General features: G+C 48.5%; 11 protein-coding genes. 2 read left to right on the forward strand and 9 right to left on the reverse strand.

Features of this window, described 5'->3' with window-relative positions; all coding sequences use genetic code 11:
• Positions 1-145: 145 nt before the first annotated feature.
• Both PCH01S_RS26830 and PCH01S_RS26835 read right to left on the reverse strand, forming a co-directional pair.
• Positions 146-781, reverse strand: coding sequence for an NBR1-Ig-like domain-containing protein (locus PCH01S_RS26830; protein WP_042235061.1), 636 nt, complete (start codon positions 779-781; stop codon positions 146-148).
• A gap of 10 nt (positions 782-791) precedes the next feature.
• Positions 792-2,387 carry a carbohydrate binding domain-containing protein gene (locus tag PCH01S_RS26835; RefSeq protein ID WP_129112548.1) on the reverse strand — a complete coding sequence of 532 codons (1,596 nt, stop codon included), beginning with the start codon at positions 2,385-2,387 and terminating at the stop codon, positions 792-794.
• 179 nt (positions 2,388-2,566) lie between these two features.
• Between PCH01S_RS26835 and PCH01S_RS26840 the strand changes: the two genes are divergently transcribed.
• A complete protein-coding gene (locus tag PCH01S_RS26840; protein WP_042235065.1) occupies positions 2,567-3,163 on the forward strand; it encodes a LamG domain-containing protein in 597 nt (198 codons plus the stop codon).
• A complete protein-coding gene (locus PCH01S_RS26845; RefSeq protein ID WP_042235066.1) occupies positions 3,145-4,473 on the forward strand; it encodes a LamG domain-containing protein in 1,329 nt (442 codons plus the stop codon). The genes PCH01S_RS26840 and PCH01S_RS26845 overlap by 19 nt, the downstream gene beginning before the upstream one ends.
• Positions 4,474-4,669: 196 nt before the next feature.
• Here the strand turns inward: PCH01S_RS26845 and PCH01S_RS26850 are convergent, their stop codons facing one another.
• The 7 genes from PCH01S_RS26850 to PCH01S_RS26880 all read right to left on the reverse strand — a co-directional run bounded on the left by PCH01S_RS26850 (position 4,670) and on the right by PCH01S_RS26880 (position 12,554).
• A complete protein-coding gene (locus PCH01S_RS26850) occupies positions 4,670-5,989 on the reverse strand; it encodes an S-layer homology domain-containing protein (protein WP_042235069.1) in 1,320 nt (439 codons plus the stop codon).
• A 217-nt stretch (positions 5,990-6,206) separates the two neighbouring features.
• The gene (locus PCH01S_RS26855; protein ID WP_042235071.1) at positions 6,207-7,403 is read right to left on the reverse strand and encodes a nucleotide disphospho-sugar-binding domain-containing protein; all 1,197 of its coding nucleotides are present in this window, start codon (positions 7,401-7,403) and stop codon (positions 6,207-6,209) included.
• A gap of 65 nt (positions 7,404-7,468) precedes the next feature.
• Positions 7,469-8,131 carry a stalk domain-containing protein gene (locus PCH01S_RS26860; RefSeq protein WP_053228796.1) on the reverse strand — a complete coding sequence of 221 codons (663 nt, stop codon included), beginning with the start codon at positions 8,129-8,131 and terminating at the stop codon, positions 7,469-7,471.
• Positions 8,132-8,189: 58 nt separating this feature from the next.
• Positions 8,190-9,539 (reverse strand): ABC transporter substrate-binding protein, encoded by a 1,350-nt coding sequence (locus tag PCH01S_RS26865; RefSeq protein ID WP_241688752.1) that lies wholly within the window; start codon positions 9,537-9,539, stop codon positions 8,190-8,192.
• Between the two features lie 67 nt (positions 9,540-9,606).
• A complete protein-coding gene (locus PCH01S_RS26870) occupies positions 9,607-10,767 on the reverse strand; it encodes an efflux RND transporter periplasmic adaptor subunit (RefSeq protein ID WP_042235073.1) in 1,161 nt (386 codons plus the stop codon).
• Between the two features lie 27 nt (positions 10,768-10,794).
• Positions 10,795-11,631: a carbohydrate ABC transporter permease gene (locus PCH01S_RS26875; RefSeq protein ID WP_042235123.1), complete on the reverse strand. Its 837-nt coding sequence runs from the start codon at positions 11,629-11,631 to the stop codon at positions 10,795-10,797.
• 56 nt (positions 11,632-11,687) lie between these two features.
• Positions 11,688-12,554 carry a carbohydrate ABC transporter permease gene (locus tag PCH01S_RS26880; RefSeq protein ID WP_042235074.1) on the reverse strand — a complete coding sequence of 289 codons (867 nt, stop codon included), beginning with the start codon at positions 12,552-12,554 and terminating at the stop codon, positions 11,688-11,690.
• Positions 12,555-12,690 lie beyond the last annotated feature (136 nt).

Consider the following 12,690-nt stretch of genomic DNA (forward strand, 5'->3'; position numbering starts at 1 on the left):
GCCCCTTTCCAATTGTTGTCTATTAATAATTCGCCCACGTTCCACAATTTTCCTTCAATTTAAGACTAACAACTGATTCTTTAGACCTATATAATGAGAGTTAAAAAAAGCAGCCGCAATGGGCTGCTTTGGATCAGGCAGGGTTTTAAACCACGTCAACTAAAAAAATGACTGAATGAAATAAGCGGCTTTTTTTGGCAAAATCGTCACTATCTCCAACCGCCCCTAAACGATAATTGTCTGTCCAGGTCGTTGTTCCCTCATTTCGAACTGTTACAGATACAGAATAGCTCGTACCCGGCCCCATTTTTGTCGGAATAGACTCTGATAAAATGACAGCTCCCCGCTCTTGCTGAGTTGTGACTTCGACCTTTTTAATTAATGCTTCTCCAAACCAACTCACCGACTCTTGTACCATTTTCCAATCTGTTACATAAGAACCGGGAGTCTGTGGAGCTTGTAAAGAAAAAAGAAAGGTGAATTCTTCGCCCGATTTTTTTATTTTTCCATCGGGCAAATACTGCCGTCCCTCTGAAAATGGATCCATATCGTCTATCGCGCCAAGACGAAAAAAATCTTTACTAGTCCAGCTAGTTCTTCCTTCATTTTTTACCGTGACAGACACAGGATAAGTTTTCCCCACAACCATTACGGATGGAATCAAGTACGAAACAATGGAAGCATCCGATTCCGCAGTATTCCCATTAGCCTGCATCGTACAAGTGAAGTTTATTGCTGCTAAAGTCCATATCATACATAAAATAATTGTTTTTTTAATCATGCTGTATCTCCTACCGGGAAGACGCCGGATAAAATTTGATAGAATCAAACCATGCCGTTCCCGATGCTCCGTACAGCATAGTACTTACGAATATTTCCTTGGTCCCGGCGGGCACAATCACATCCTTACTTATCTTGGTCCAGTCTTTGCTTCCAACTTGCGGTTCTACCCATTCATTAGCAATCTCTTTCCCGTTCGCATCCTTGAAGTTATAGTAGAGAAAAGCTCCATACAATGGTGGTGCTTGTACATTCTCTACCTTTACCCAGCCCTCCAATGTGTATTTCTCTCCCACTTTAAAATCGGTAATCGTTTGGCCCCAGTTCGTATAAGCTTGTCCTGGATTTTGCAGCTTAACGGATTTTTTCCCATCCCGGGCCAGATCACTTTGGGATATATTATCGGTAGTAGACCAACTCCACCAACCGCCTTCTTTAATCCCATACTCCCACTCAAACGATCCGTTTTGGATTAAATCTCCTTTGTCATTCATTTCTATTAGCTTCATGTCGTCGAACCAAGCTTTTCCCGAGGCTCCGTACAGCATCGTACTGATATATATTTCTTTAGCTTCACGGGGAATCTTGATAATTCGACTCAACCGGGTCCAATCCCGTGTACCTGTTTGCGGTTGTATCCATTCGTTGGAAACCTCTTTCCCGGCGGCATCTCGGATACTATAGTATAAAAAGGCTCCATAATTCTCGGGGGCATCGACATTCTCGGTTTTAACCCAACCCTCAAATAGATAATAACGCCCTTTCTTTATATCTTTAATCGTTTGCCCCCAGTTGGTGTACGCCATATCCTTGTTTTGTAAAAGCAGTGAATTTGCCCCGGTATGCCCTGCGTTATCGGCTTTAATATTGGATGTCTCGGGTGACCAGCTTCCCCAATGATTATCGTCACGACCACTCTCCTTCTCGAATCCTCCATTAAAAATCAAGTTCGGATTAACCTCATTTATTTTAATTTCATCAAACCATGCTGTTCCCGAAGCTCCGTAAAGCATGGCACTTATGTAAATACTAGCTGTCCCTTCAGGTACCGTAATAGCGGCGCCCAAGCGTTTCCAGGGATTCGTTCCCGTTATAGGATCGATCCATTTGTATGCTAATTCATTATTCTCCGCATTTTTAAAACTTACATAAAGAAATGCACCGTGGTTAGGCAAAGCTGTTACGTTATCCGTTTTCACCCAGCCTTCCATAAGATACGTTTGTCCTGGGATAAAGCCCGTTATTGTCTGTCCCCAATTGGAATAACTTTTGTTTTTATTAACGATTTTTATACTTTTGTCTCCACGTAAAGAATCATTGTCCAACAGAACAGTAGAATCACCCGGCCAGCTCGTCCACCCCCCCTCGTCTTTTCCGTCCTCGAAGGATCCATTTCTGACCAAACTACCTGGATAAACGGTTTGATGCTCTTTGGCCTGCAATAAATTCCCGTTCTTATCATATGAATATTCCCGGGCAAGATCTGAGTCTAGTTGCATATACTCCAATTGACCATTGTCACTGTACTGATAGGAAACCGCAAATACTGATAGATTAGAAACCAATAAGCCAAACACTACTAACAGAGTACTTGCAAAAATTTTCATAAAATCCACCCCATCTAAAAACTTCCTATACAAACCCACTCTAATACAGGATTATATACGATGTATATCTTTAATTTTCCTTTTGATAAAAATATTATTTTCTTATTTAGAAAAAATATTGTATTTTATTATGAAAAAATTTATTGTGGTTGTTATCTGCTTCATAGGGGGAATTTAATTTGAATAGAAAAATAGGACTTAATAGTCTAGTATCGATGATTTGTTTGTCATTGCTGCTGGCATTTGCCGGGAAAATTCAAGCTGTTCCTACTGTTATGACAGGAACTAAACAACTATATGGAAGCGGTGGTCAGTTGGACTACACCCACCTCCCTTCCAACGAATTTATAAAATACAAATATGATCGAAACGGAAATTTATTAGGCAAAGAGCCTGCAAATATGGAACCTGATTCTTCTGTCGACCTTAACGGCACAGATGTTTATGAAATCCCTAATCTTAATGTCGATACTTCTTTTGGCAGCAAAACTACGGTTGAATTTTGGATGTTCTGGGACGGCAAGGAAGTTGTAATGCCATTTGCCTGGAGTTCAAAGTTTGATCTGTATTTTGCAGACGGGTATTTCGGGTTTAATCATTTTAATGGGGATATCTTCGGAATTCCTTCGACTACCTTAAAAAATAAATGGGTGCATGTTGCTGCGGTATTTTATAACGGTGACCCTGACTCTGGAAATCTTGAACTATATATCAACGGGGTAAAGCAAACCTTACAAAAGGCATTAGGCAAAGAAACATGGGGGGAATCGGGGTAAGCAACCGCGCTTATATTGGCGGGTATAAAAATGAAAATGGAACGGACTACCGGTTTAAAGGTAAGATAGCTAATCTGAGAATTTGGAACAACAAACAAGAGAATAAACAAATCGTTACGAATATGTACAAAAATTTAAAAGGTACAGAAGATAATTTGATCGGAGAATGGTTTTATGAAAAAACTCTTATTAATCCCAAATCCTTCAATGGAACTAAGTTTATTGAGCTGTCCAATTTAGATATAAATAAACAAGAAGGCGGTTATAATACGGTCGAATTTTGGATGTTCTGGGATGACACTAACACCGTTATGCCATTTGCTTGGAATACAAGGTATGATCTTTATTTCGCGGATGGATACTTCGGCTTTAATACATTTAATAGCGACTTGCTGGGCATACCTTCCCTGCCTCTTAAAAATAGATGGGTTCATGTCTCAGCGATATTCAAGAACGGGGATGTCACCAAAGACAGTTGTGAACTATATATATACGGCACTAAACAAAATATCCAAAATCACCTTGGTTCGGACAAATCTAGAGCGAGCGCAGGCGATAAAGTTTACATTGGCGGTTATAAAGAGAATAATCAAACCTTATATAACTTCAAAGGCAAACTTGCCAACTTTCGAATTCGGAATAAGAAACTAGATGTGTTACAAATCCAAAGTAATATATTCAAACGGTTAAACGGGAATGAAAGCGGGTTAGTTGGTGAATGGGGACTTCGCGACAATCCGCTTAACCCCAAAATTTTCAAAGGAGATATGTATTCTGAGCTTTCGAACGTCCATATAAATACAGGCCAAGGAGAAAAAAATACGGTAGAATTCTGGATGTTCTGGGATGGAACGAATGCGGTTATGCCGTTTGCATGGGATTCGGGCTATGATCTATATCTTGCTGACGGATACTTCGGTTTTAACACTTTTAATGCGGATGTTTTAGGTATTCCTTCAGATAATCTGAAAAATAAATGGGTTCATGTGGCCGCCGTTTTCTATAATGGTATTCCTGATAAAGATAACGTTAAATTATATATTAATGGGCTCCCCCAATCCCTGCAGACACTTAAGGGACCTTTTACCCGAGGGGGAAGAGCAAGTACAAATGTATATCTGGGCGGGTACTTGGAAGCAGGCAAGAAAAATTATTTATTCAAAGGGGGGATCACAAATTTAAGAATCTGGAAAAAAGAGTTATCTGAAGATCAAATCAAAACATATATGTACTTAAATAGTGCAAAAGCTCCCGATTTAGTTGGACAATGGAAACTTGAGAATTCCGAATACCTTCTTAAAGAAAAATAAGTATAACTAATTCTAAACTTTAGTGTGGAATGAAACGATTCAATGGAGGCATTATCACCGGGCGTTCCTTTACGGGACATGTTCATGGTAATGCCTTTTCTTTTTAAGGCCCGTATCCGGCCTCAGCCTTCTATACAAAAAAAGCCGTACCAAAATCATCCGCGATGAATTTCGATACAGCTCTTTTCTTAATGTTCTATTTTGCCGGTATCACAAAGTGCGCACCTGAAATATACGTGCTTTCGATATAGCCGATGGAGAGATATATGTCCTGTTTCTCGGCCGCTGCGGCAATCGGATTGAAATGGAAGGTCGCTGTTTTGGTCGCCGGGTCATAGTCTGTTTTGGTAATATCAAGTTCTTTGTATTGGGACGGATCCTGCAAATCCTCCTGAGCGATGGAGATCGAATCAATGTCCGCTCTGAACTTCCCGCCGTAGCCGTCGTCCAGCACCTCCGGCTCTTCGAAGAAAACGAATTGAACCTTACCGTTAGAAGCTAGAACATTTTTAATGTTTCCCTGGCTGGCGTGAACGGTTTTGGAACCTACGACGGATTTGTCGGATGCCAGTTTGGCGACGACCTTGAAATCCTCAATCCAGGAATACCAGCCGACATTAAGCTTGCCCGTAGCCGGGTCGATTGTAATGCCGTAAGGGGCGTCCGCCTCGTCCTGCCATCTCTGGTGATCATTTGCGAATTCCAGGCTCCAGACAACCTTGGCGTCTTTGACGGCCTCGCCGTTCTTGTTTTTAACGGCCGCTTCAAAAGAAATGCTTTGGGCCGACTCGTCCGTTAGTTTCACGGAATCCGGGCCGGTAATGGCAATGGTGCTCTCCGCTAGCTGAGCCCCCTCCTCCGTGCCTGGTCCCGTGGTCTCCGTCGGAGCTGTCGTTTCACCGGCTGCCCGCTGCAGCGTGACAATCGTTTCGGCGCGGGTGATCGGCGCTTCGGGCTTGAAGGAATGGTCCGCATAGCCGCTCATCACGCCGGAGCTGACTACGGCCGCAACGGCCGAGCTTCCCCACGACGCAATGGCGGACTGATCGCGGAAAGCCTCCGCTGTTTCGCTCTGAGCCGCTGTCTTATTCAGCAGCCGGGCGACAATCACGGCCGCTTCCTGCCGGGAAATCGAAGCGTTAGGACGGAAGCTGCCGTCCGGGTACCCTTCGATATATTTGGCCTGGACCGCTTTGGCGACTTCGCCGTACATCCAGTCGGATGCCGCGACGTCTTTGAAGGAAGCCGTCCCCTGCGCTTCCAGCTTGAACGAGCGGTTAACCAGCGAAACGAACTCCGCGCGGGTTACCGCCTTGTCCGGCTTCAACGTGCCGTCTGCGTAGCCCTGTATGTATCCTTTGTCTACCCACTGCTTTGTCTGCTGCTCGGCCCAGTGCCCCGAGATATCGCTTGCAGCGGACGCCGAAGCGGCCCAAGATAGTTGAGCGGGCGCCATCACGGTGCATGCGAGCAGCGTGACCGCCATTTTTTTGCGTAAACCTGTACTTGTTTTCATTCGATGAAACTCCTCTCTATCTGTTGTCTCCTAATGATTCGACCCCCTTCCACAATTTCCCTTCATTTCGTGCCTATATTATGATTCTTTAGACCTATAAAAGTTCGGATTGAAATAAGTTCGTTGTGATTGCAGGACCTGCGCGGTCCCATGAACCCTATTATTCATGTCTTTCCTGACTGCTCAAACTCTTGACTTCGCAAATCCCGATGCGCACTTAAAACTTCCTGTACTGCGTCCAGCTTAAATACCGGTCAATGAACGAAATGGCCGTCTCTATGCCGTTCTCCCGCCTCAAGCCTATGCCAAGCTCGGCCGCTTTGTTTTTCATTCGCTTGTGTTCAAGAACCTTTAACGCCTGCGTCAGTTTCTTTTGCGCTACCTTGTTTAGCGGCAGGCAGCTTCCCGCTCCGGTTGTTGCGGTCAGCCTTCCCCACACCTTCTCCTCGGCGGCAGCCGGACAAACGAGAGCGGGAATTCCCGCTCTCAAGCTTGCATGCGCGGCAGCGGCAGAACCCCGGTGTACGATGCTCCTGCAGCGGGGAAAGAGCCGGTCATAGTCGGCCTCTTCAATAGGCAGCGCATATCCGGGCAGCTCATGTCTAAGCCTGCCCAATGCCTCCCAGTCGGCCTCGATGACGGCTCTGCAGGAAAACTCCCTCACGGCGTCCAAAGCGGTTTCGATACAATGCGCCTGTGCCTGCAAGGGTAATCCGCTAAAACCGAAATAAAGAGGAGCCTCTCCCTCATTCAGCCATTGCTCTGTATCCTCACAGGACTTGCTTGAACAGATAAAATCACCGGTGCCCGCCATCGTCGTTATCCACTCGCCCGTTACAATCCGTCCGGCGGCCCCTCCCCATTCGCCGGGTCTCTTCAGGAAGCATGCGCTGTATGCGTGAAGGACGGGAATATCCCGTAAAATCAGCTTGTCTTGGACCGCTTTGCAGGTTAGCGGCCATGCGTACCCGGCCTCCCGTTTCCTAACTGCCCCATAGAAGAAGGGCAGCTTCTTAAGAGCGGCCGAAACGACCGCGGCACTGCGGGATACGGGGCATGGAGGAGTCAAGACAACCGCTATAAGTTTGCTGTTAAGCTCATCCGAAACGGCCAGGGCACTTTCAAGCATGCGCAGATCGGTAATGATCAAATCCGATTCTGCGCAAACCTCCGGCAGATTTCCGTATCCGTCCCCGGCGCCCTCCTTTTCTAACCCGTCCTTCTTCAACCCGGGAAGTTTCCAGACGCGTCTGGGCATCAGGGCGCGGCCTGTGCCGGAATGTGCCGGATAAGGAATTGAACCGGCCGGTACCACTACCCCCGCTTCATACCCGCCGGCTTGAAGTGCGGAAGCGAGTGCGGCGAAAGGCTTGCCCGCTTCCGGATCATCATAAGGCAACAATGTGATTTTCATGCGCTTTATTTCACCTATGATTCTTGCCGAACTTGCCAAACTTTCCGACGGCCGGACCATGCTCCTTAAACGATCTTTACGGCAAATAAATAAGTCGTATTGCCTTGCTCCCAGTTGGAGCGCAGCACAATCGAATAAACTCCGGGCTCCCTCGGCAGACGTATTCTTCCTTGGTCCATCTCTATTGCCGTATATAATTCCTTCCCGTCCGCGCTTGTGATAACGGAGCATTCCAACTGCTGCGGCTCCATCCCTTTCGTATAACGGATGCCGATGTACGATTCGGGTTTTACCTCCACCGCGGGATATTCCGCCTGCTTAAGCAGGGTTAGGTCGGACCGGGAATCTTGGATGCACTCTACCCAGCACGAATTCCCCTGCAGCAGGGGAATATCCTGCATCCACATGGACCCGTTCCGGAGCCTTTTCTCGTAGACAACTTCGGGCTTCGGAGCAGCCACGGCATCATCGAACCTTATACTGTGCTGGTCTATGCTGGTTATTCCCGTGTTCTCGTGGTACTTGACGTCGGAAGCCATATTTTCGGCTACAAAGCGCAGGGGAACATACACGTGCCCGTTGTATTCGATGACCGAGTACTCGGCTTGCTTCCCGTTTACAACGAATTTCTGGGAACTGAGAAAGTCCAGGCTGAAGCTCAAGGAGTAAGCCAGTATGCTCATAATCATCAATAAGCCGAGCACTGCAGCTGCCATGATTTTTTTCAAAAAAACCGGCCTTTCTTTACCAGATTTAAAGATGAATCTTGCTCATCTCTCTGCTCATCTACTCGTTTAAATAAGTCGTCACCCGATTCTGAATCAGTTTGGCCACTTCCTCCGCCGGCTTCTGCCCGCTGAAATAGGCCGGGGACTCCTCATTGATAACGGACAGCACTTTCATATCGAATGCGGAGTAGCTGTCGGCTTTTTGAATCAGCTTTTTATACAAGTTAAATTGTTCATCGGATATGTTCGCTGCTTTTCCTGTCGGGAGCTTAAACGTTCCGGCTTTCACCTGCTTCTGAATCTCATCGAGCTTTTTGTCGTTCACTTCTTTAAGCAGGGAAAATCCTTTCAGATCCTGCAGAGATTGCACGTCTTTAGAGTAGAGGAAGGAAAGGAACGTCCACGCTTCCGCTTTAACCGGGGAGTTGGCCTGTATCCCAAACTCGTCGGTCGGAATAATCCGGATCCCTCCCTTGCCCTCCGCGTGCGGCTTCTGAAGCAGCTTCGGATTGGAGAAAAGCACGTACGGCTGCGCGACCAAATCTTGAAGCGTGAGAAAAGCGGCCGAATAAAATAAGGCGGTTTCTCCTTCTGCAATTTCGCTTGTCATTACTTTGTCGTCGTACATTTTCTTGACCGACTTCAGCAAATCCGTGAAGGAATTCGAATCGAACTTCGCTTTCATAGTGGCCGGATCGACAAGCTCCCCGTAACGATCCATGATGATCTCCTGCAGGATTACTCCCGGATCGTCCGCGAAAACGGGCCGCTTCGCTTTGCCCCCTCCCCCGTCCTTCTCCCTCACCTTTCTCGCCGTTTCTCCAAACTGATCCCACGTCCAGTTGGCATCGTCGATTGTGACATTCGCCTTCTTAATCGAATCGCCGTCTCCTATGTAGGTTCTCAAGTAGAACGAGGTGGGAATCGTGTATAACCCGCCGTCCTTTTTCTTCAACCCGTTCAGAATGTTCAGGTTCATTTCGTCCTTCTTCAGGGATTTATCCTGGTCGAACATTTCGTTCAGGTTTACGAGAAGTTTGCTGTGCACATATTTATCGACGGGCAGATCGCTTAATTCCACAATATCCGGGCCCTTACCCGACAGTAAGGCCGTGTTCGTCGTCTTCACGTACTTCTCGTAATCCCCGGCTCCCCATTGCTCGCCCGGCTGCTTATAGGACTGAATCTGTAAATCGATGTCCGGGTACTTCTCCTCGAATTTCTTCTCGATCACCTGGAAGAGCGGATCGGGATTTCTTAAGGACAAGGTCACGACGGTTTTCCCTTCTTTGCTTTTCGGTTTCTCTTTATTCGAAGTCCCTCCGGTTTTCCCGCTTTCCCCGGCTCCGCAAGCACTGGTTGCAAGCGCCGCACAAATTAACACGACTCCTACCTGTTTTCTCATCATTTGAAATCCTCTCCTCAACCGATTATGGTCTATCGTTATCATGATCGTTTTGTGCAGCTATTCCTTGCTACTGCAGACGAACCCTATTGTTGTCCTGTAAAGGCTCGCTGCTTTTGAGAATAATGAGGTCTTTTTCGTTCAGGCTATCGGATTGAATCACCGTCTCCGACTCATTGGTTTCGCTGGAACGGACGGGGACTCTGCGGACTACGAAAACGTTACCCAGCGCGCCCTTCTGCTCTTCGATCTTATAAATGAACTTGCCGTCGCGCTCCTGATGAACCGCGTCGCTGGAAACCTTAAACCCTTGCTGCACGGAACGCTTCGTGAGCTTGACAACGGCACGGTCGCCGCCTTTCAGCTCCGGGCCTTCCACTTGAATGCGCAGCGACTTCCGCGCAGCCGTGCGGCCCCCGCTCTCCCCCGCCTCCGCACCGGAGGAACCGGCCGCAAGCGGTTCGGCCTCCGCCGTCTCTTCAACGGTGCCCTCGATGAGGCGGGGCTGCTGATCCGGCGTGCCGAGCCCTACCTCGATCTTCGTCCCGGCGGTAATTCCAAGGCTGGTCAGCAGAGCGGCGTCGGCCGCAAATTCGAACCGGTACCCCTTGGCGCTGTCCGCGATAACGATCTCGGGCTCTCCCGCCGGTTTGGTTCCCGCGCTGGCATTCACTTTCGTGATCACGCCCTCGAAGGGAGCGGCCAGATCCTTCTGATCTGCCAGCGCTTCCCGCAAGCCGGTAACTTTGCGCTCCTGCATGCTTATATCGAGCTTGCGCGTCTCCATCTCCCGGGTGACGCTCCGGACCTTCAGTTCATCACCCTCCGTAGACGCCGCAATGAACTGGTCCTGCGCGTTTTGCAGCTCGATCTTCAGCTTTTCCAGCTGCGTAGTCTCGTCCTGCAGCTCCCGTTCGGCGGACTTGCTGTCATAGCTAACCAGCTTCTGCCCTTTCTTCACACGGTCTCCCTCTTTCACGAGGACCGCTTTGACCTTCCAGCCCGCGGAATTGCTCAGTTTCTCTTCCGCAAGCGGCCGCAGAACCCCGGTTCCTTCGAGTGTATGCACCAGACTTCCATACACCGCGCTCTCTGTTCTCACTTTGGGTAAAGTCAGCGCCTGCAGCGTGTTGCTGAATAAGGTGAAAAGGATCAGTCCCCCGATGAACAAACCGGCAATGATCCGGATATTTCTTTTGCGCTTAAGATCTTTACTCGCTTCCTGCTCCATTCCCGAGCTTTCCTCCCCTTGCAGAACCTACCCTTTGATGCCGGACAATTGAATGCCTTCAATAAAATTCGTCTCCGCGTACAGAAACAGCAGCACCATCGGCGTCATATAAAGCATGGATGCGGCGAAGGCGATCCCCTGCTCCCCCTGATTCACCCTCGATAAATAAACCGAGAGCGGCTGCTTGAACGGATCATCCAGAAAAATAAGCGGCTGCTCCACCATGTTCCAGTAATCGACGAACAACAGGACCGCCAGAGCGGATACGCCCGGTTTGACCATCGGAATAATGATGGTGGAGAAAATCCGCCAATGTCCGGCTCCGTCCATCTTGGCCGCTTCGATATAAGCGTACGGGATGTGCAGCATGTACTGCCGGAGCATGAACACGCCGAAAGCCGCAAAAATTCCGGGCAGTATGATGGCGCCGGGACTGTGGAGCAGCCCCAGTTTATCCGCCATGATGTAATTGGGCACCAGCGTCACCTGGAACGGCATTAGCATCGTCAGAACATAAACGAGAAACAAAGTCTCCCTGCCCCGGAAACGGAGCTTAGAGAATGCGTAAGCTGCCAGTGCGGCCACGACCGTCTGACCGGCAATAATGGGGACTACCAGGAAGACCGAGTTCCAGAACATCATCAGAAATCTCGGACTGTGAATCAGCACTTCGCCGTACTGTCCCAGCGTTACGAGATCGGGCAGCAGCTTCAAATTAACGAACGCATTCGCTTCCGAGCCCGCCGTATCGTTCATTTTGCCGATGAGCCCATAGTTGATCCCGATTTCCCGTTCGGTCATGAGAGAGTTTGTGAAAGTTATCACAATTGGTATTAGTATGATTCCCGCGATAACCGCCAGCATGGCCGTTACCGCCCCTTTTTTCAGCAGCTTTAACCCTTGCAATCTTCTCTCCCCCGCTATTCAAGAAAACTCCGGAAACGGCGTTCCAGCGCAAACAGTACTAAAACCAGAAGCAAAATACTGCCTGTCATCAGCGTTGCGGCTGCCGTCAATTTGGGAATATCCAAGGACATGAACATGTTGTTCATATAATGCTGCAGCATGTAGATGCTGTCGTGCGGATAATCTCCCGCTATCAGGTAGGTTTCCCGGAACACCTTGAACGAGTTGATGACGGACATAATCGTGACGAAAAATAGCGTCGAGGTTAAATAGACCAGCGTAATGCTGCGGAATTGGCGAAACGGGCCCGCGCCTTCGATCCTGGCTGTCTCGTAATAATCTTTGGGGATTTGCTGAAGCCCCGCCAGGAACAAAATCATGTTATAACCGATGTTTTTCCACAGATAGACAGCGATCACGACGCTTCGGGCGGCATCCGTCTTCATCCAATCCACACGCGCCCGCTCGAAATATCCCAGCCAAGCGTTAACCGATCCGTTCCAGTCCAGCAGAATCTGCCAGACGAGAACAACGGAAGCCGCGGGAACGACTAGGGGCAGCACGAAAGCGGTCCGGAGCCATCTCCGGATATAGATGTTTTGATTAAGCAGCACCGCCAGGCTTAACGACAGAAGAATCATTAGCGGAACACTGACCAGCGTAAAAGAAGCGGTATTCCGGGCAGCCTTGCGGAACGATTCGCTCGACAGAAGCTCGCGGTAATGCTCGAAGCCGACGAACCGGTTGTCGGCCGTACTCTCCACGAATGAATCATACACGCCCATGGCAAACGGGATGAGATAGAACATCATGAATCCCAGCGCGCTCGGCGCCAGGAACATCAGAACGGCCGCCGTATCCGTACGGGCGCGTCTAAACATCCCCGGCTTCAACCCGGTACACGAACTGTCGTGGTTGCATACATGGACCGATCCTTTCCCTATTTTTCGGATGAGCAGGGACTGTTCCTTGCTAGTTCCAGAATAGGGAACAATCTTTAAGTAACAAGTAGGGTAA

The sequence above is a fragment of the Paenibacillus chitinolyticus NBRC 15660 genome (assembly GCF_000739915.1).
Classification (GTDB): Bacteria; Bacillota; Bacilli; order Paenibacillales; family NBRC-103111; genus Paenibacillus_F; species Paenibacillus_F chitinolyticus.